This is a genomic window from Corallococcus sp. AB045, from assembly GCF_003668895.1.
GTDB lineage: Bacteria > Myxococcota > Myxococcia > Myxococcales > Myxococcaceae > Corallococcus > Corallococcus coralloides.
Genome location: NZ_RAWN01000177.1, coordinates 1 through 19,892 on the forward strand (window position 1 = coordinate 1; position 19,892 = coordinate 19,892).

At 69.7% G+C, this 19,892-nt stretch carries 15 protein-coding genes; 8 read left to right on the forward strand and 7 right to left on the reverse strand.

What is annotated here, in order from left to right:
- From D7Y21_RS31580 to D7Y21_RS31595, 4 genes are all read left to right on the forward strand, one after another.
- Positions 1-1,657: hypothetical protein (locus tag D7Y21_RS31580; protein ID WP_121717563.1), on the forward strand; the 1,657-nt coding region annotated here is incomplete at its 5' end.
- Between the two features lie 57 nt (positions 1,658-1,714).
- On the forward strand, positions 1,715-2,458 hold the full coding sequence (locus D7Y21_RS31585; protein ID WP_233612355.1) for a fatty acid desaturase: 744 nt from the start codon (positions 1,715-1,717) through the stop codon (positions 2,456-2,458).
- A gap of 34 nt (positions 2,459-2,492) precedes the next feature.
- Positions 2,493-3,482 carry a protein-methionine-sulfoxide reductase catalytic subunit MsrP gene (gene msrP / locus D7Y21_RS31590; RefSeq protein WP_121717567.1) on the forward strand — a complete coding sequence of 330 codons (990 nt, stop codon included), beginning with the start codon at positions 2,493-2,495 and terminating at the stop codon, positions 3,480-3,482.
- Positions 3,483-3,485: 3 nt separating this feature from the next.
- Complete coding sequence (locus tag D7Y21_RS31595; protein WP_120567428.1) at positions 3,486-4,103, forward strand: sulfite oxidase heme-binding subunit YedZ; 618 nt, start codon at positions 3,486-3,488, stop codon at positions 4,101-4,103.
- A 13-nt stretch (positions 4,104-4,116) separates the two neighbouring features.
- On the opposite strand, the gene D7Y21_RS31600 is transcribed toward D7Y21_RS31595, so the two are convergent.
- The 4 genes from D7Y21_RS31600 to D7Y21_RS31615 form a co-directional block, all read right to left on the reverse strand.
- Complete coding sequence (locus D7Y21_RS31600) at positions 4,117-4,599, reverse strand: response regulator (protein ID WP_120567427.1); 483 nt, start codon at positions 4,597-4,599, stop codon at positions 4,117-4,119.
- A 120-nt stretch (positions 4,600-4,719) separates the two neighbouring features.
- Positions 4,720-5,943: a hypothetical protein gene (locus tag D7Y21_RS31605; protein ID WP_121717569.1), complete on the reverse strand. Its 1,224-nt coding sequence runs from the start codon at positions 5,941-5,943 to the stop codon at positions 4,720-4,722.
- Positions 5,940-8,492, reverse strand: a complete 2,553-nt coding sequence (locus D7Y21_RS31610) for a TonB-dependent receptor domain-containing protein (RefSeq protein WP_199724639.1) — start codon at positions 8,490-8,492, stop codon at positions 5,940-5,942. Before D7Y21_RS31610 ends, D7Y21_RS31605 begins: the two co-directional genes overlap by 4 nt.
- A complete protein-coding gene (locus tag D7Y21_RS31615; RefSeq protein ID WP_120567425.1) occupies positions 8,489-10,105 on the reverse strand; it encodes a serine/threonine-protein kinase in 1,617 nt (538 codons plus the stop codon). Before D7Y21_RS31615 ends, D7Y21_RS31610 begins: the two co-directional genes overlap by 4 nt.
- A gap of 288 nt (positions 10,106-10,393) precedes the next feature.
- On the opposite strand from D7Y21_RS31615, the gene D7Y21_RS31620 reads away from it, so the two are divergent.
- The gene (locus tag D7Y21_RS31620; RefSeq protein ID WP_120567424.1) at positions 10,394-11,263 is read left to right on the forward strand and encodes a cobalamin-binding protein; all 870 of its coding nucleotides are present in this window, start codon (positions 10,394-10,396) and stop codon (positions 11,261-11,263) included.
- Positions 11,264-11,305: 42 nt separating this feature from the next.
- Positions 11,306-13,240 carry a BamA/TamA family outer membrane protein gene (locus D7Y21_RS31625; protein WP_121717571.1) on the forward strand — a complete coding sequence of 645 codons (1,935 nt, stop codon included), beginning with the start codon at positions 11,306-11,308 and terminating at the stop codon, positions 13,238-13,240.
- Between the two features lie 16 nt (positions 13,241-13,256).
- Here D7Y21_RS31625 and D7Y21_RS31630 read toward each other — a convergent pair whose 3' ends face one another.
- The gene (locus D7Y21_RS31630; RefSeq protein ID WP_120567422.1) at positions 13,257-14,036 is read right to left on the reverse strand and encodes a UPF0489 family protein; all 780 of its coding nucleotides are present in this window, start codon (positions 14,034-14,036) and stop codon (positions 13,257-13,259) included.
- Positions 14,037-14,124: 88 nt separating this feature from the next.
- Here D7Y21_RS31630 and D7Y21_RS31635 point away from each other — a divergent pair, with 88 nt between their 5' ends.
- Together D7Y21_RS31635 and D7Y21_RS31640 are read left to right on the forward strand one after the other, a co-directional pair.
- Positions 14,125-16,305 carry a S9 family peptidase gene (locus tag D7Y21_RS31635; protein ID WP_121717572.1) on the forward strand — a complete coding sequence of 727 codons (2,181 nt, stop codon included), beginning with the start codon at positions 14,125-14,127 and terminating at the stop codon, positions 16,303-16,305.
- Between the two features lie 146 nt (positions 16,306-16,451).
- A complete protein-coding gene (locus D7Y21_RS31640) occupies positions 16,452-18,677 on the forward strand; it encodes a S9 family peptidase (RefSeq protein ID WP_121717574.1) in 2,226 nt (741 codons plus the stop codon).
- Positions 18,678-18,784: 107 nt separating this feature from the next.
- Here D7Y21_RS31640 and D7Y21_RS31645 read toward each other — a convergent pair whose 3' ends face one another.
- Positions 18,785-18,988 (reverse strand): cold-shock protein, encoded by a 204-nt coding sequence (locus D7Y21_RS31645; RefSeq protein ID WP_014397260.1) that lies wholly within the window; start codon positions 18,986-18,988, stop codon positions 18,785-18,787.
- Positions 18,989-19,151: 163 nt separating this feature from the next.
- The coding region (gene sucB, locus D7Y21_RS31650; protein WP_121717576.1) for a dihydrolipoyllysine-residue succinyltransferase at positions 19,152-19,892 on the reverse strand (741 nt) is incomplete at its 5' end.

The following is a 19,892-nucleotide window of genomic DNA, read 5'->3' on the forward strand; positions in this document are numbered from 1 at the left end:
CGCCCAGGAAGCCCCCGCCCGCCTGCCGGACGCCCCGACGCTGAAGCGGATGACCGCGCGCTTCGCCCCGGTGGACGTCAAGGTGGACGTGTCCAAGCTGCCGGACGCGGAGAAGCGCGCCCTGGCCAAGGTCCTCCAGGCCGCCCGCATCATGGACCCCCTCTTCCTGAGCCAGGCGTGGGCGGGCAACCAGACGCTGCTGCTGGACCTGGTGAAGGACACCACGCCCCTGGGCAAGGAGCGGCTGCACGCGTTCCTGCTCAACAAGGGCCCCTGGTCGCGCCTGGACGAGGCGAAGCCGTTCATCCCCGGCGTGCCGGCCAAGCCGGACGAGGGGAACTTCTATCCCGCCGGCGCCACCAAGGCGGAGGTGGAGGCGTGGGTGAAGAGCCTGCCGGAGGCGAAGCAGCACGAGGCCACGGGCTTCTTCACCACGCTGCGCAAGGGGCCGGATGGCAAGTTCGTGAGCGTGCCCTACAGCGTGGAGTACCAGGGTGAGCTGGGCATGGCCGCGCAGCTCTTGCGTGAGGCGGCGGCGCTCACCCAGCAGCCCACGCTGAAGCGCTTCCTGGAGACGCGCGCGGCGGCGTTCCTGTCCAACGACTACTACGCGAGCGAGGTCGCGTGGATGGAGCTGGACGCGAGCGTGGATCCCACCATCGGGCCCTACGAGGTCTACGAGGACGGCTGGTTCAACTACAAGGCCGCGTTCGAGGCCTTCATCGGCGTGCGCGACGACGTGGAGACGCAGAAGCTGGCGAAGTTCAGCGCGGAGCTCCAGGAGCTGGAGAACAACCTCCCGATTGAGCCGGGCCTGCGCAACCCGAAGCTGGGCGCATTGGCCCCCATCCGCGTCATCAACAGCATCTACTCGTCCGGTGACGGCAACCGGGGCGTGCAGACGGCGGCCTTCAACCTGCCCAACGACGAGCGCGTGGCGGCGGAGAAGGGCACCAAGCGCGTGATGCTGAAGAACATCCAGGAGGCCAAGTTCCAGCGCGTGCTGGTGCCCATCGCGAAGGTGGCGCTGCCCGCGAAGGACCGCAAGGACGTGTCCTTCGACGCCTTCTTCACGCACATCCTCATGCACGAGCTGATGCACGGCCTGGGGCCCCACAACGTCACCGTGGCCGGGAAGCAGACGACGGTGCGTCAGGCGCTGCAGGCGTCCTCCAGCGCCATCGAGGAGGCCAAGGCGGACATCTCCGGCCTGTGGGCGCTCCAGCGGCTGGTGGACAAGGGCACGCTGGACAAGGACCTGCAGCGGACCATGTACACGACGTTCCTCGCGTCCGCGTTCCGCTCCATCCGCTTCGGTATCGACGAGGCGCACGGCAAGGGCATCGCGCTGCAGCTCAACCACTTCCTGGACACCGGCGCGGTGAAGGTGAACGCGGACGGCACCTTCGAAGTCGTGCCGGACAAGATGCAGGCGTCCATCACGTCGCTGTCGAACCAGCTCATGACGCTCCAGGCCCAGGGCGACCGCGCCGCCGCGGAGGCGCTGCTCGCGAAGCAGGGCGTGGTGCGCCCCTCCGTGCAGAAGGTGCTGGAGCGGCTGAAGAACGTGCCGGTGGACATCGAGCCGCGCTACGTCACCGCCGACTCGCTGGTGAAGGACTTCGGCGCCCCCGCGTCCACGCCCGCGGCGAAGTAGTGTCCCGGCCACGCTCCGTCCCACCCGCGCGCTTTTCCCATGCGCGGGGGGCGGGGCATGGCCAGTAAGGGAGCCATGGCGCCCGAGCCCTCCACCCGTCCCGCCCCTCCCGACCCGTGGGGTGTCGTGCTCGCGCTCGCGGTGGTGGGCGCGTGGGGCGGGCACCTGGCGTGGCTGCTGGCGGGGCCCGCGCTGCCGTGGGCCTCACCGCTCCCCTGGCTGCACGTCCTCCTGCAGATGTGGCTGTCCACCGGACTCTTCATCACCGGGCATGACGCCATGCACGGGACCGTGTCCCTGCATCGCCGGGTGAACGCGGCGGTGGGGATGCTGGCCTGCTTCCTCTTCGCGGGGCTGTCCTACCGCCGGCTGGTGGTGAACCACCGCGCGCACCACGTGGACCCCACCGGCGAGCACGACCCGGACTTCGCGGCCCGGGGGCAGGCCTTCTGGCCGTGGTTCGCGGCCTTCATGGTCCGCTACACGACGTGGCTTCAAATCGCGGTCATGGCGCTGAAGTTCAACGTGCTGCTGTGGCTGGGCGTGCCCCAGGCGCGCATCCTGGCCTTCTGGGTGCTGCCGTCGGTGCTGGCCACCGTGCAGCTGTTCTATTTCGGCACGTACCTGCCGCACCGGCGCCCGGAGACGGAGGGGATGGCGCCGCACCATGCGCGCTCCCTGCCTCGCAACCACCTGTGGGCCCTGCTGTCGTGCTTCTTCTTCGGCTACCACTGGGAGCACCATCAGTCCCCCGGCACGCCCTGGTGGCGGCTGTGGCGGGTGAAGGACGCCCGGCGGTAACCGGAAAAGGCGCTGGGGCGTTATAGAGGGAGTCATGCGCGACAAGCTCCCTCCCGAGCCCCCCGGCTCCGAAGTGACGCCCGAGAAGCTCTACGTGCGCCGCCGCGAGTTCATCAAGAACGCGGGCCTGTTCGCGGGCACGGCCGCGGTGGTGGGTGGCGGGCTGTACCTGTTGGGCATGAAGCGCACCCGGCCCATGGACGGCTTCGTGCCGGACGCGGGCGCGGTGGACCAGCCGGTGGTGCCCGCCCAGGGCCTCTTCAGCACGGACGAGCCGCGCACGCCCTACGAGGACATCACCACCTACAACAACTTCTACGAGCTCGGCCTGGACAAGAACGACCCGGCCCGCCGCGCGCACCTGTTGAAGACGCGGCCGTGGACGGTCGTCATCGACGGGGAGGTCCACAAGCCGTGGACCGTGGACGTGGATCAGCTCATCTCCGCCTTCCCTCTGGAGGAGCGCGTCTACCGGATGCGGTGCGTGGAGGCCTGGTCCATGGTGATTCCGTGGCTGGGCCTGCCCCTGGGCAAGCTGCTGGACCGCGTGCAGCCCACGTCCTTCGCGAAGTACGTGGCCTTCACCACGCTGGAGGACCCGGAGCAGCTGCCCGGCCAGAAGAGCCCGGTGCTGAACTGGCCCTACGTGGAAGGCCTGCGCCTGGATGAGGCGCAGCACCCGCTGACGCTCTTGGCCACGGGCCTGTACGGCAAGCAGTTGCCCGCGCAGAACGGCGCCCCGCTGCGGCTGGTGGTGCCGTGGAAGTACGGCTTCAAGGGCATCAAGTCCATTGTCCGCATCACGCTCACGCGAGAGCAGCCGCCCACGACGTGGAACATCACCAACAAGCGCGAATACGGCTTCTACGCCAACGTCAATCCGGCGGTGGATCACCCGCGCTGGAGCCAGGCCACGGAGCGCCGCATCGGTGAGACCTCACGCCGGCCCACGCTGCCCTTCAACGGCTACGCGGACGCCGTGGCCGGCCTCTACCGCGGCATGGACCTGAAGCGGGACTTCTGAACGATGGCCTCCTCCAAGCTCCCCTGGCTCAACCCCGCCATCGCCGTCGGAGGGCTCTCCCCGCTGCTGCTCCTCGCGGTGCAGGGGGCTCAGGGACAGCTGGGGGCCAACGGCATCGAGTTCGCCCTCAACCAGACGGGCCTCTTCGCGCTGGCGGTGCTGCTGGGGTCGCTGGCGTGCACGCCGGTGCGGCTGGTGACGGGCTGGACGTGGCCCGCGCGCATCCGCCGCACGCTGGGGCTGTTGGCCTTCACCTACGCGGCGGCGCACTTCCTCACCTACGCCGTGTTGGATCAGGGCCTGGACGTGCGCGCCATGGCGGAGGACGTCTTCACGCGGCCCTTCATCACCGTGGGCTTCACCGCGCTGCTGCTGCTGGTGCCGCTGGCCGTCACCTCCACCAACACGTGGGTGCGGAGGCTGGGCTTCCCCGCGTGGCAGCGCCTGCACCGGCTGGCCTACGTGGCCGCGGTGCTGGGCGTGGTGCACTTCGTGTGGCGGGTGAAGAAGGACGTCACGGAGCCGGTGCTCTACGGGGCCGTCCTGGCGCTGCTCTTCGCCGTGCGCGTGGGCGAGGCGCTGCGCAAGCGGCGGGCGCTCGCGCGGGAGCGCCCGGCCTGAGCGCAAAGCTCAGCTACTTCGCGGTGGCGCGGGGCAGCGGGAGGATGGTGTCCACCAGCGTCATCAGCTGCGCGCAGCTGACCGGCTTGCGCACGAAGGCGCTGATGCCGGCCTTCTGGCCCAGCGCGCGCACCTCCGCCACGTTCGGGTCGCCCGTCATCATCAGGATGGGGACCTTGGACAGCCTGGCGTTGGTGCTGGCGCGGATCTGCCCGGCGAAGTCCGCGCCGTTCATCCCGTCCATGTGGAAGTCGGTGAGGATGAGATCCACATGCTCCGCTTCGGCGACCTTGAGGCCTTCCTCGGCGGACTCCGCCTCCAGGAACTCGAAGCTGCGGGCCATGAGGTAGATCTTCAGCAGCGTCCGGATGGAGCGGCTGTCGTCCACCAGCAACACGCGCTGCGGGCCGGTCCCCCCGGTCGGACGGACCGTGGGCGTGCTCCCCGTGGGACGGGAGGGCGCGTTTTCGGGGGCGGAGAGAGGACCGGCCTTCATCGGAATCAAAACCTCGGGGAGGAAACGCCTCCAGCGGCTTCGCCCATGGTCGCGGAAGGGCCCTGCGAAGTCAAAGCAACCAGGGCACCGCGCCGCGATTTCGGGAGGGCGAAAACGACCTCAGCGGACCTCCAGCACGAAGGCCTGGGATTGCACGCCCGGCAGCCCCACGGCCTCCGCGAGCGCCGGGTCCAGCTCGTTGGGCAGCCGCCACGTCTGACCCGTGGACTGCAGCAGGGTGACGCTGTAGCGACCCGGGGGGACGGCCGCGAGCGGCGCGGGCGCGGCGGGGTCGCGCGCGTCCAGCGCCAGTGCGCGGATGGCCACCACCAGCTGCGGGACGAAGACAGGCTGCGTGCGGGGCTTCCCCTGTTCGTCGAGCAGCGCGGCGAGCAGGGCGTCGGGCGCCAGGCCTGCCGCCAGCACGGTCACGTCCGGCTTGCCGTCCTTGCCGCCATTGGCGCGCGCGTAGTCCACACCCTCCTCATCCACCATGCCGTCGCGGTTGAGGTCGTTCTCGTCCACGTAGCCCGTCACGCCGTCCGCCAGCTTGCGGACGATGACGCGCGGCCAGAAGTCCGGCACGCCGTCGCCGTTGGCGTCGTCCGGGATGCCGTCCTTGTTGGCGTCGATCAGCTGCACCCAGAAGCCCGGAGGCCGCTGGTCCACCGCGCCGGTGAGGACCTGGGGCGTGAGCGTCAGCGTCTTCAGGGGCGTGGTCGCGGTGTTGAACTCGCGCGCGTCCGCGGTCTGGAAGGCGGGCCGGTCGAAGGGCACGGTGGCCGAGTCCGCGAAGGACACGGAGACGCCGGTGAGCGGCTGGGGCCAGCCGTCCGCGTCCGTCGTCACTTCCAGGACGCGCGTGGCGCCGTTGGCGGGGTCCACCGCGCCGCCGCCCACGTCGCCCGCGTTGGGCTCGGAGGTGACGCCGTACCAGGGGTTGAAGTCGGACACGTGGCAGGGCTGCGGGAGGGTCCGGCAGGTGTCCGCGTCGATGAAGCCGCGCAGCAGATAGCGGCCCGGCTCCACCAGGCTCAGCGAGAACGGCGCGGTGAAGGGGCCCGTGGAGCTGTCCCCCAGCGACGCGCCGAACAGCTCCTCTGCGGTGACGACGGTGAAGGCCATCGGCCGGCCGGAGCCCGCGGGCGGCGGCGGGTTGGCCGCGTCGTAGATGAACACGATGGCGTTGCCGCGGGCGCGCGACTGCACCACCAGGCTGCCCTCGATGCGGGCCGTGCGCGTGTGCTGGCGGCCGTCCGCCGTGGGCACCACGTCCGGGGCATCACAGCCGCCGGACAGGAGCGACGCGAGCGTGAACGCGAGGAAGGGAAGGGCGCGCTTCATGGGGTCACCGTGAGGTTGGCGAACACGCGCCGCTCGATGCGGTTGCCGAAGGGGTGCTCCGCGTGGCCGCCACCGAGCTGGCTGCCCTGCAGCGCCACGGAGACGAAGTCCTTCACCACGATGTAGCCCACGCGGGCGTTGACGACGGTGTACGCGGGGAGGTTGTTGGCGATGAGGTCCACGCGCGTCGGGTCGGACGCGGAGGGCTCGCGCTCCACCCAGGTGGTGGAGGTCGTGAACGCCGCTTCGATGCCGAACTCCAGGTCCGTGCGCGTGCGGTAGGTGACGCCGCCGAAGAGCCGGAAGGCCGGCGTCTGGCTGCACGTGCCGCACTGGCCCTCGTCCGGAAGGTCGGAGCTGACGTGCTGGTACGCGGCGCTCGCCTTCACGCCCAGGCCGTCGATGGGGGACACGTTGATGCCCGCCTCGACGCCGCGCGCGGTGTAGATGGCGGCCTCGTTGGTGAACATGGAGCGGCCCAGCAGGTAGTTGCCGGTGCCGCTGTCGAAGGATTCGCCGGCGGGCAGGGGCTGCACCGGCGAGAGGGCGATGAGGTCCTTCACCGTGTTCTGGTAGAGGGCCACGTCCCAGTCCAGACCCAGGCGCGGGGACTCACCGCGCCAGCCCAATTCCAGCGCGTTGAGGCGCTCGGGGCGCAGCGTGCGGTTGCCGGTGGTCAGCAGGCTCACGCCGTTGACGCCCGGCACGGGCACGGGCAGCCGGGTGTAGCTCTCCAGGAACGTGGGCTCGCGGAAGGCGGTGGCCACGGACGCGCGGAAGGCGTGCCCTTCAATGGGCTGGAACACCGCGGACAGGCGCGGCGACTGCGCGATGCCCGGGTTGCCCTTGTCGAGCAGCGGGTGGCGGTCCACGCGGTAGCTGACGATGAGGCGCAACGGCTGCACGATGCGCCACTCGTCCTGGACGAAGGCCGCCGCGTGGAACTCCTCGCGCAGGTCGTCCAGGTACTGGAAGGCCACGCGCTTCAAGCGGCCCTCCACGCCGATGTTCACCTGGTGCTCACCGGCCAGCTCGAAGCCGCGCGCGTACAGCGCTTCACCGTTGAAGACGTTGGACGCGACGCTGGTGCCCAGCGAGCGCTGGCCAATGGCCTCGTACTGGGGACCTGCGTCGCCGGACAGGTGGTTCCAGAACGCCTTGAGCTTCACGGCGCCCAGCTCCACGTCGGCCTTGGCGTACGCGCCCAGTCCGTCGATGTAGTAGTTGCGCAAGAGGCCCAGCGGATAGATCTCCGTCAGGTAGCGGTGCACGCCGCCGGAGACGCCAATCGCGCGGCCCTCCTCGAACGTGTAGACGGTGGACAGGTTGGCGCGAGCCCCGCGCTGCCCCAGGTCCGGATCCGCGGGCCCCTGAAGCGCGAAGTCCGGACGGCCGGACTCGTAATCGCGGCTCCACTTGTCCTGCTGCTGGTAGGCGGCGGACGCGCGGTAGCGCAGGCTTCCGTTCTGGCCGTGGCTGACGAACGAGCCCTGCACGGTGTTGCCGCCTCCCGCCATGGCGCTGAAGCGCGCGCGCCGGCCGGTGCCGGGGGCCTGGGTGATGATGTTGATGACGCCCAGCATCGCGTTGGCGCCGTACAGCGCGCTGCCCGGACCGCGGATGACCTCGATGCGGTCGATCTCCTCCAGGCCGATGGGCAACCCCGCCCACACGGTGAGGCCGAGGAAGTCCTGGTACTCCGTGCGGCCGTCCACCAGCACCAGCACCTTGTTGGCCAGGCGCTGGTTGAAGCCGCGCAGGCTGACGTTGGCGCTGCCCACGCCCATGGCCATCACGTCCGCGCCGGGCACGCGGCGCAAGAGCTCCGGCAGCGTGGTGGCGCCCGACAGGCGGATGTCCTCCGCGGTGATGACGGTGGTGGCGTTGGGCGCTTCCAGCGAGGACTGGGCGCGGCGGCTGGCCGTCACCACGCGCTCTTCATACGGCACCAGGCCCTGGTCGCCGGAGGTGTCGCCGGACTCGGCGCCGCCGCTGGCGGTGGGGCCGGGCGTGGCGGCGGGCTGCTGTGGGCCCTGGGGCTGGGCGGTGAGCGACTCCGCGCGGTTGACGGCCTTCTCCAGCCGCTCCATGAGCGTGGCCAGCTGCTGCTGGGCCTGGATGCTCGTGGGGGGCGGCGGCGGCATGGGCAGGCCGGTGGTGGAGCCTGACGTGCCGGGTTGGGTGCCGGGCTCGGGCGCCTCCGCCTGCGCGGCCTGGCGCGTGGCCTCCAGGCGCGTCACCTGGGCCTGCACGTTGGTGGCGTCCGGCGGATTGGAGGCGAGGTAGCGCTTGTAGGCGTCCAGCGCTTCGTCCAGCCGGCCCGCGTCCTGGTACGCCCGGGCGATGTTGTAGAGGACGCTGGGGTGCGGCTTGATGGTGTAGGCCGCTTCCAGCTCGGCGATGCCTTCATCGAACTGCTTCTGCTCGATGAGGTTCATGCCGTTGCGGAAGTGGCGGCGCGCTTCAAGTCGCGCGTCCGCCAGGGCCTCGGTCGCGCAAAGACACAGCGCGAGGAGCGCCCCACGTCGGAAGGCTGTCGGGGGATTCACTGGTACGGATCGTCCTTGTACGAGGAGCTGGGAGCCTTGGGGGAAGGCTTCGGTCCCGGCTGCTTCTTGATGCGCGGAAGCTTGATGGAGACGTTGACGGTGGTGCCCGGCTCGCCCGAATAGGTCTTGCTCACGGTCTGGTAGCCGTCCATCGCGAACGACACCTCCACGTCAGCGAGGCCCGGTGCGTCCGGAGTGTGGTTGATGACCAGCGGGGTATTGCCGCGCACCCTGCCGTTGAGTTTCACCTCCGCGCCCGGGGGATCGCTCTCCACGTCGAAGCGCACGGCGCGGGGGGGCGCCGGGTTCGCCGCCACCGGGGCTTCCGCGACGGCGGCGGTTTCGCGAGCGGGCGGCGGCGGAGCGACGGGGGTGCGCGCCACGGGGGCGGACACGGCCGGCTCCACCGGGGGCTTCTGGCCCCCGCGCAGCACGAAGATGCCCGCCACGCCCAGCCCCACGAACAGGGACGCGCCAAACAGCGCGATGCCCAGGCCCTTGCGGGACTTCTTCTCCGTGAGGCTGCCGGCCTCGTCCACGGAGATGTCCAGCGCCATGGTGTTGGGCGCGGGCGTGGGGCCGGAGCCCAGCGCCTGGTGGGGGCCGGTGTGGATGCCGCTGTGCGGACCGCTGTGGGGGCCAGAGCCCACCGCGTTGAGGCCGGTGCGCGTGGCGAAGACGCCGCTGACGCCGGACGCGGACGCGGCGGTGCGCATGCCCTGGATCACGGCGTCCATGGACGCGTAGCGGTCCACGGGGCGCTTGGCCAGGCACTTCATCACCAGCGCCTCCACCTCCGCGGGCACGTTGTGGTCCGGCCACACGGTGTGGAAGGGGGGCGGCGGGTCGTTGATGTGCTTGACGATGACGTCGATGCTCTGCGCCGCCTGGAAGGGCGGCCGGCCCATCAGCACCTGGTAGAGCACCACGCCCAGGCTGTACACGTCGCTGCGCGGATCCGCGATGTTGCGCGCCTGCTCCGGCGCCATGTACTGCGGCGAGCCCAGGATGACGCCCGCCTGCGTGAGGGTGGTGTCCTCCTTCATGGAGGCGTCGCCCGAGAAGGACTTCACCAGGCCGAAGTCCAGGACCTTCACCACGTCGTGATCAGCCTCCTGGTTGAGGATCATCACGTTGGCGGGCTTGAGGTCGCGGTGGATGAGGCCGACCTTGTGCGCCTCGCGCAGCGAGCGGGCCACCTGCTGCCCGATGGCGAGCGCGCGCTCCCACGGCAGCGGCCCTTCCTGGGTGAGCAGCTGCGACAGCGTCAGCCCCTCCAGGTACTCCATGGCGATGTAGTAGATGCCGTCTTCCGTCTTGCCGTAGTCGATGACGGTGACGGTGTTCGGATGGCGCAGCTTCGCGGTGACGCTGGCCTCCAGGAAGAAGCGCTTCTGGAAGCCCGGGTCCTTGCCCTCGCCGCTGTACTGCGGGTTGAGGACCTTGAGCGCCACCAGCCGGTCCAGCGGGGCCTGCATGGCCTTGTAGACGCGGCCCATGCCTCCGGCGCCAAGCGTCTCCAGGATGCGGAAGCGCTCGTTGAGGATCCGCCCGAGCAGGGGATCCGGCACGTCGGCGGGCGCGCCCTGGCGGCGGGCGTCGCTTTCGATCATGTGTTCCCCCAAAGCGAAGAGAAGGACCGCATACGTCGTTTCAGACCCAGCGGATGCTAGCACCGCCTTTGAAAACCGCCCAAGAGACGTGCCGCTATCATCGCCGCGCCCCAGCACCGAGTTTCCGGCCCGCGCGGCGCGCTCGCACTCCCGCACTTCCCGTGCTGCCACGTCCCCGGTGGGGGGTGGAAAACGAGGAAATCAGCGTCCGTTGCCGCACAGTTCGTGGCAACTGGTGCGTCGCGTCATCCCCGGTGACAGGGGCTCGGGCGGGTTAGGGTTTCCCGCATGAATGCTGGTCTGTCCGCGCTGTTGTCGTCAGCGCCGCGTCATCCGCGGCGGGTGGTGTGCCTGACGGAGGAGACGACGGAGGTGCTCTACCGCATTGGCGCGGGGGACCTGGTCGTCGGTGTGTCGGGGTTCACGGTGCGGCCTCCGGAGGCGCGCAAGAAGCCGAAGGTCAGCTCGTTCCTGGACGCGAACTTCGAGCGGATATTGGAGCTGAAGCCGGACCTGGTGCTGGGCTTCAGCGACCTGCAGGCGGACATCGGCCGGGAGCTGTGCAAGCGCGGGGTGCCCGTGTACCTGTTCAACCAGCGCTCGCTCGCGGAGATATTGCAGGCGGTGCGGCTCACCGGGGCGTTGGTGGGCCGGGCGGAGCCCGCGGAGGCGCTGGCGGTGGAGCTGGAGAAGAACCTGGAGCGTCACTCGGACGCGGCGCAGTCCCTGCCGAAGCGGCCGCGCATCTTCTTCGAGGAGTGGCACGAGCCGCTCATCTCCGGCATCCGCTGGTGTTCGGAGCTGGTGGAGGTGGTGGGTGGGGTGGACGTGTGCCAGGAGTCGCGCGCGTCGCAGGGGGCGAAGGGCCGCATCTTCGACCCGGAGGAGGTAGCGAAGCGCGACCCGGAGGGCGTCATCGCCAGCTGGTGCGGGCGCAAGGCGAAGCGGGAGAAGATTTCCTCCCGGCCGGGTTGGGCCAGCGTGCGGGCGGTGGTGGACGACCAGCTCTACGAAGTGAGGAGTTCCTACATCCTCCAGCCGGGGCCGGCGGCGCTGTCGGACGGAGTGGATCAGCTGGCCCGCATCGTGGCGGCCATCGCGAAGGGGGAGAAGCTGCCCATGGCCCGGCCGGGAGACCTGCGCACCGCGCTGACGTGAGCGGAGGCTGGCGGCAGGCGCGGCGCATGACAGGATGCGCGCGTGCCGCTCTCACTGCCCGTCCTGCTGGTCACCGTGCTCGCCGCGATGGGCGCGTCGTCGGGGCAGACTCCTCCGAAGGAGGTTTCCGGCAAGCCCCAGGACGTCGTGCCGCCAGATGCGCCGGTGCGCTCGCCGGACGTCGATCCGTCGGGCGTGTCGAACACGGACGTCGCGCCGCCGCCCCGCTCGGAAGAGGTCCCGGTGGGGCCGGAGGGCCCACAGCCGCCCGTGGTCACCACGGACGCGGAGCGCACGAAGAACTACGAGGAGGCGCTCATCGCCTGGGGCCTGGGCGAGGTCGAGCGCCAGATAGAGCCCGCGCCCCAGGGCAAGGTGCTGGAGGAGGTGCTCGTCACCGCGGAGGAAGTCGTCGCGCCGATGGATCCGTATCCATCGCTGCTCAACATCTTCCACGTCCGCACCCGCGATGAAGTCGTCAGGCAGGAGGTGCTGATTTCGCCGGGGCAGCCGTACTCGGAGGCGCTCGTCGCGGAGTCGGTGCGCAACCTGCGCAAGCTGGGCCTGTTCTCCGTCGTGCGCGCGGTGCCGGTGAAGGGCAGTGCTCCAGATAAAGTCGCGCTGCTGCTGGTGACCAAGGACCTGTGGTCGCTGCGGCTCAACAACGAGTTCTCCGCCGTGGGCTCGCTGTTGCTGTACCTGCGCCTGCAGGGCACGGAGCAGAACTTCCTGGGGCGCGGCAAGAAGGTGGCGCTGGACTTCATCATGCGCCTGGACACGTTCAGCTTCGGCCAGAGCTACACGGACCGGCGCGTGCTCGGCAGCCGCTGGTCGCTGACGGAGTCCGCCGCGGTGCTCATCAACCGCGACACGGGGCGCGCGGAGGGCTCGCGAGGAAGCCTCGTTGTCAGCCGGCCGCTGTATTCGCTGGCCACGCCGTGGAGCCTGAGCACGTCCGTGGCGTGGAACATGGAGACCGCGCGGCAGTTCCGGGGCGCGGACATCTGGCAGCTCCCGTTCCCGGACGGCGAACCCGTGCCGTACATCTACAACGCGCGCGAGGTGGCCGCGGGCGCCACGTACACGCGCTCCTACGGCCAGCGCTACAAGTGGAACGTGGGCATGGGCGCGGGGGCCTATCACTACGCCTATGCCGCGCCGGTGGCGTCGCAGCTCACCGACGCGCAGACGGACTGGTTCCGCCGCAACTACCTGCCGCGCGCGGAGGACGCGGGGTACGCGAACTTCTCCCTCAGCGCCTTCGAGGCCCGCTACGACGTGCTTCGCAACGTGGACTCGTACGCGTTGTCGGAGGACTTCCAGCTGGGGCACTCGGTGCTGGCCACGCTGCGCTACGCGCCGCCGGTGTTCCCGTCCGCCGCGCACTTCGCGGAAGGGGGCCTGTCCCTGCGCTACCGCGTGCACTGGGGCGACGCGCTCACCACCGCGTCCGCCGCCGCGTCCCTCCGCCAGCAGTTCAGTGCCAATCAGCCGGGCGTGAAGGAGGGCTGGACGAACCGCCGCTGGGCCGCGGAGCTGGTGCAGGTGTCGCCGCGTGTACTCGGGGGGCGCTTCGTGGCGCGAGGCCTGCTGGACGTGAACATCGACGACCTGTCCGAGCGCGTGAGCCTGCTGGGCGGCAGCAACGGCCTGCGCGGCGCGGCGGTGGATGCGTACTCCGGCAGGCGGCTGCTGCTGGTGAACCTGGAGTACCGCACCGCACCGCTCGTCGTGCGCACGGTGCACGTGGGCGGCGTGTTCTTCCTCGACTCGGGCAGCGCGTTCAACGAGCGGCCGGAGATGGTGACCACCGTGGGCGTGGGCCTGCGGGTGCTGTTCCCCCAGTTCAACGTGTTCCCGTTCCGCATCGACTTCGGCTACGTGCTCAACGGCGACCGTCCCCCCGTGGGCAGCCGCCTGTCGCTCAGCAGCGGGCAGGTGACGGACTACCGGCCCAACTTCCTCGACTCGCCCTGAGCCGGCTCCGGACGCTTCAGGGCGGCTCGACGCGCAGCAGCTCGCGGAAGAGGACCTCCGCCACGTCTCGGAACAACTCGCCGGACGCGAGCAGCCCGCCGCAGTGGTGGGGTTCGCGCGCGAGCGTCAGCGCCACCGCCTTGCCCAGCACCGCGTCCCAGAAGGGCTCCGAATCGAGCGGCAGGAGGAACTCACGGATGATGGCCTTCGGCCACGGCAGCACGGTGGTGGGGTCCGCGTCGCTCAAGCTGGTGAAGCAATCCAGGTCCACGTCCAGCAGCACGGCGGACGCGGCCTCCAGCACGTCGCGCACCGCGTCCGTGGGGCCAGGGCGCAGGTACGCCTCCGCCGCGCGGTCCACGGTCGTCACCGTCACGATGCGGTGCGAGCGGCCGCGTGTGTCCACGTAGGTGTCACCGGCGAAGGAGCCCCGGGGCCGGGTGCGCGCGATGATCAACGCGTCGCCCACGAGGTTCGCCTCCATCGCCGCGAGGATGTGGTCGTAGTTGCGCACGTCCAGCTTCCACCGCGCGTGTTCGTCCAGCGCGCGCAGGCCGGCGGAGCGGTCCGGCATGTCCGCGGGGCGCTCCGGCACCACGATGTCCAGGTGCCGGTCCAGCGTGACGAGCAGGGCAGGGGGACCGGCATCGCCCAGGGCACACGCCCACGAGGGCAGCGCGAGTCGATGTGGGTCGAACACATAGGCATCCGTCGGGCCCCGGCCTCCGCCCAGGCCCAGCCGCACCACCCCCGCGAGGCGCAGGTGGCGCAGGGCGTCGTCATTTTTCGAATTCATACGGGACGAAATCCCCTCCAGGCTCCGGCGTTCAGGGGATGTCCATCCTGCCGCGAAAGGAGCCCCGTCCCGCGGGGTTCAATCACGCATGCGTCCATTCGTCACCGTCGTGTTGCTCCTCCTGGCGATGCCCGTCCTGGCCCAGGAGCCTTCGTCCTTCTTGCGCCAGTACGCGGAGACGGGCCGCTTCATGAACGGGAGGCCCGTGAACGCGCGCATCACCCCGGACGAGAAGTCCGTTCTCTTCCTGCGCACGTCCCCTACATCCAACGTGCGGATGCTCTACGCGTTCGACGTGGCCAGCGGGCAGACGCGGGAATTGCTCACCCCCGAAGCCCTGCTCAAGGGCGCGGAGGAGACGCTGTCCCCCGAGGAGAAGGCCCGCCGCGAGCGCATGCGCGTGAGCGCCCGGGGCTTCACCTCCTACAACCTCTCCGAGGACGGCACGCGCCTCCTGGTGCCCCTCTCCGGCCGGCTCTACATCGTGGACCGGGCGACGGGGAAGTCCACGGAGCTGAAGACGGGGGCCGGCGTCATCGACCCGCGCCTGTCGCCGGACGGCAAGCATGTGGCGTACGTGCGTGAGCACGACGTGTACCGGGTGGACCTGACCTCCAACCAGGAGAAGCGCGTCACGCAGGGCGGGACGGCGGAGAAGACACACGGTCTGGCGGAGTTCGTGGCGCAGGAGGAGATGGGCCGCTTCTCCGGCTACTGGTGGAGCCCGGACTCGAAGTTCATCGCCTACACGGAGTCCGACACGGCCGACGTCGAGAAGCTCACCGTCGTGGACGTGATGCACCCGGAGCAGCCCGGTGCCTCCTTCCCCTATCCACGCGCGGGCAAGGCGAACGCGAAGGTGCGCCTGGGCATCACGCCCGTCACCGGTGGCAAGACCGTGTGGGCGCAGTGGGATGCGCGGAAGTACCCGTACCTGGCCACGGTGAAGTGGGACAGGGGTGGGCCGCTGACGTTGCTCGTGCAGAACCGTTACCAGACGGAAGAGCAGCTGCTCGCGGTGGACCCAGCGACGGGCAAGACGCGCGTGCTTCTCACGGAGAAGGACGCGGCGTGGAGCAACCTGCACCAGGACTTCCCGCTGTGGCTGGAGGATGGCTCCGGCTTCCTCTGGTACACCGACCGCAACGGCGCTTCGGAAGTGGAGCTGCGCAAGGCCAACGGGGAGCTGGACCGCTCCGTGGTGAAGCCGGGCGTCGGCTTCCGGAGCCTCACCCACTACGTGCAGGCGGACCGGACGCTCTTCTTCAACGGCGACCCGAACCCCACGCAGAACCACCTGTGGCGCGTGAAGCTCGGTGAGGCGCCGATGCGAGTGGCCACGGGCACCCGCGGTCCCGCCCTGGAGTACGGGCTCGTCTCCAAGAACGGGGGCGTGGTCGTCCTCAACAGGCAGAGCCCCAAGGGCATGCCGCGCACGCTGGTGCTCAAGGGCGACGGCATGATGCTGGGCGAACTGCCCTCCATCGCCCAGGAGCCCCCCTTCACACCGGACTTCGAGGTGCGTCAGGTGGGCGCGAGGAGGTTCTGGACCTCGCTGGTGAAGCCTCGTGACTTCAAGCCCGGCCAGAAGCTGCCCGTCATCGTGGACATCTACGGCGGTCCCATCATCACGGTGGTGCACCAGTCCATGTCCCTGCACCTGATGGACCAGTGGATGGCGGATCAGGGCTTCCTGGTGGTGAGGGTGGACGGACGCGGCACGCCGCTGCGCACCTCCGAGTGGAACCGCGCCGTGAAGCACGACTTCGCCACCGTCACCCTGGATGATCAGATTGAGGCGGTGCAGGCCCTGGCGAAGGAGGTGCCGGAGATGGACCTGAGCCGCGTGGGCATCTTTGGCTGGAGCTTCGGCGGCTACATGTCCGCCCTGGCCGTGATGAAGCGACCGGACTTCTTCAAGGCCGGCGTCGCGGGCGCCCCGGTGACGGACTGGCGCGACTACGACACGCACGCGACCGAACGCTACCTGGGCCTGCCGGAAGAAAGCCCCCAGGCCTATGAGGTCAGCAGCCTGCTCACGTACGCGAAGAAGGAAGGGCCCATTGGCGCGCTGCTGGTGATTCACGGCACCGCGGACGACAACGTGTACTTCTTCCACGCGCTGAAGCTGTCGGACGCGCTCTTCCGCGCGGGCAAGCCGCACCAGCTGCTGCCCCTGTCCGGCCTCACGCACATGGTGGCGGACCCGCTCGTCACGGAGCGTCAGTACGAACGGGTCATCACCCACTTCCAGCAGAACCTGAAGTAGCGGGAGGTCCCGCCCGGTATCGTCCGCTTCCGGTGGGAATCCTCTCCAGGGCCGGACGTTGGGAGGGCCGCGCGGCGGCCGGAGTGTAGGCTTGCCCGCACCTTCCCGCGAAAGGAGCCCCGCCCCGCGCGGGGATTCAGCTACGCATGCGTCAGGTCCTTACCGCCGCCGCGCTTCTCCTCATGAGCAGCGCTCCCTCCATCGCCCAGGAGCGCAAACCCTCCGCCATGGCCCCTTCGCAAAAGCAGCCGGACACCTTCCTGCGTCAGTACGCCGAAACGCGCCGCTTCCAGAGCGGCCGCCCGGTGGGCACGCGCATCACCCCGGACGAGAAGTCCGTCCTCTTCCTGCGCACGTCCCCCACGTCCAACGTGCAGATGCTCTACGCGTTCGACGTGGCCGGCGGCCAGGCGCGTGAGCTGCTCACGCCCGAAGCCCTGCTCAAGGGCAGCGAGGAGACGCTGTCCCCCGAGGAGAAGGCCCGCCGCGAGCGCATGCGCGTGAGCGCCCGGGGCTTCACCTCCTACAGCCTCTCCGAGGACGGCACCCAGCTGCTGGTGCCCCTCTCCGGCCGGCTCTACGTGGTGGACCGGGCGACGGGGAAGTCCACGGAGCTGAAGACGGGCCCCGGCGTCATCGACCCGCGCCTGTCCCCGGACGGCAAGCAGGTGGCGTACGTGCGCGAGCACGACGTGTACCGGGTGGACCTGGCCGCCAACCAGGAGAAGCGCGTCACGCAGGGCGGTACGGCGCAGAAGACGCACGGCCTGGCGGAGTTCGTGGCGCAGGAGGAGATGAGCCGCTTCTCCGGCTACTGGTGGAGCCCGGACTCGAAGTCCATCGCCTACACGGAGTCCGACACGTCCGACGTGGAGAAGCTCACCATCGTGGACGTGATGCACCCGGAGAAGGGCGGGGAGATCTTCCCGTACCCCCGTCCCGGCAAGGCCAACGCGAAGGTGCGCCTGGGCGTCACGCCCGTCACCGGCGGCAAGACCGTGTGGGCGCAGTGGGACGCGCAGAAGTACCCGTACCTGGCCACGGTGAAGTGGGACAAGGGCGGGCCGCTCACCCTCGTCGTGCAGAACCGCCTCCAGACGGAGGAGCAGGTGCTGGCGGTGGATCCCGCCACGGGCAAGACGCGCGTGCTCCTCACGGAGAAGGACAACGCCTGGGTGGAGCTGGCCCAGGACTACCCGCTGTGGCTGGAGGATGGCTCCGGCTTCCTCTGGTACACCGAGCGCAACGGCGGCCCGGAGGTGGAGCTGCGCAAGGCGACGGGTGAGCTGGACCGCTCCGTGGTGAAGCCGGACGCGGGCTACCGCAACCTGTCGCGCTTCGTGCAGGCGGACAAGACGCTCTTCTTCACCGGCGACCCGAACCCCACGCAGAGCCACCTGTGGCGCGTGAAGCCCGGCGGCGCTCCGGAGCAGGTGGCCACGGGCACCAGCGGCCCGGCGGTGGAGGGCGGGCTCGTCTCCAAGAACGGTGGACTGGTCGTCCTCAACACGCAGGGCCCCAAGAGCATGCCGCGCACGGTGGTGCTCAAGGGCGACGGCACGAAGCTGGGCGAGCTGCCGGAGGTGGCGCAGGAGCCGTCCTTCACGCCGAACTTCGAAATCCGCCAGGTGGGCCCGAAGAAGTTCTGGACCTCGCTGGTGAAGCCGCGCGACTTCAAGCCCGGCCAGAAGCTGCCCGTCATCGTGGAGGTCTACGCGGGGCCCACCGTCACCGTGGTGCACCAGTCCATGGCCGCGCACCTGCTCAGCCAGTGGTTCGCGGACCACGGCTTCCTGGTGGTGAAGGTGGACGGACGCGGCACGCCGCTGCGCACCTCCGAGTGGAACCGCGCGGTGAAGAACGACTTCGCCACCATCACCCTGGATGATCAGATTGAGGCGGTGCAGGCGCTGGCGAAGGAGGTCCCGGAGATGGACCTGAGCCGCGTGGGCATCACCGGCTGGAGCTTCGGTGGCTACATGGCGGCGCTCGCCGCGCTGAAGCGCCCGGACTTCTTCAAGGCCGCGGTGTCCGGCGCCCCGGTGGTGGACTGGCGCGACTACGACACGCACTACACCGAGCGCTACCTGGGCCTGCCGGAGGAGACCCCCCAGTCCTACGAGGTCAGCAGCCTGCTGACGTACGCGAAGAAGGACAGCCCCATTGGCGCGCTGCTGCTCATCCACGGCACCGCGGATGACAACGTGTACTTCTTCCACACGCTGAAGCTGTCGGACGCGCTGTTCCGCGCGGGCAAGCCGCACCAGCTGCTGCCCCTGTCCGGCCTCACGCACATGGTCCCGGATCCGCTCATCACCGAGCGCCAGTACGAGCGCGTCATCGCCCACTTCGAGCAGAACCTGAAGAAGTAGGCCGCAAGCGGCGCGATGCCCTGAAAAGGCAGAGGCCCGGTTCCCTCAGGGGGACCGGGCCTCTGTTGCTTCAACCAGTCCGTGAGGAATGGCTGAGACGCGTCACTTCACGCCGCGCGGACGTTCTGCGCCTGCAGGCCCTTCGGGCCCTTGGTGACTTCGAACTCCACCTTCTGGCCCTCGGCCAGGGTGCGGAACCCATCCATGTTGATGGCGGTGTGGTGGCAGAACACGTCCTCGCCCCCGCCGTCCTGGGTGATGAAGCCGAAGCCCTTCGCGTCGTTGAACCACTTCACGGTACCAGTTGCCATTGCGCTTCCTTGCGTTTGCAGGGCAGCCGTGGGGAAGGCCGCCCGTTCTGCCCGACGACCGGGAGACAGAGCTATTTGTAGTGAAAGGGCCGACTGGAAGTCCAGCCGGCCCTCCGGGATTGCCCGACTTGAGCCCCCGCAGTGTCATGTGCGGGGGAGTAAGTCAGATGTCGAGCAGCAGGCGCTCGGGGTCCTCGATGCACTCCTTCACGCGCACGAGGAACTGCACCGCTTCCCGGCCGTCCACCAGGCGGTGGTCGTACGTGAGGGCGATGTACATGATGGGCCGGATGACCACCTGGCCGTCGCGGGCCACGGGGCGCTCCACGATGTTGTGCATGCCCAGGATGCCCGTCTGCGGCGGGTTCAGGATGGGCGTGGACAGCATGGAGCCGAAGATGCCGCCGTTGGTGATGGTGAACGTGCCGCCCGTGAGGTCCGCCATCGTGAGCTTGTCGTTGCGCGCACGGCCGCCGTAGTCACCGACCGTCTTCTCCAGGTCCGCGAGCGACATCTTGTCCGCGTCGCGCACCACCGGCACCACCAGGCCACGGCTGCCGCTCACGGCCACGCCGATGTCGTAGTAGTGCTTGAAGATGACGTCCTCGCCGTCGATCTCCGCGTTGATCTGCGGGAACGCCTTGAGGGCCTCCACGGACGCGCGGATGAAGAAGCTCATGAACCCGAGCTTCACCCCGTGCTTCGCCTGGAACTTGTCGTTGTACTTCTTGCGGAGCGCCATCACCTCGCCCATGTCCACCTCGTTGAAGGTGGTGAGCAGGGCGGCGTTGGACTGCGCCTGGAGCAGGCGCTCGGCCACGCGCTTGCGCAGCGGCGTCATGCGCACGCGCTCCTCGCGCGCGGCGTTGGGGCGGGGACCGGACGGCGCGGCGGGGGCCGGGGG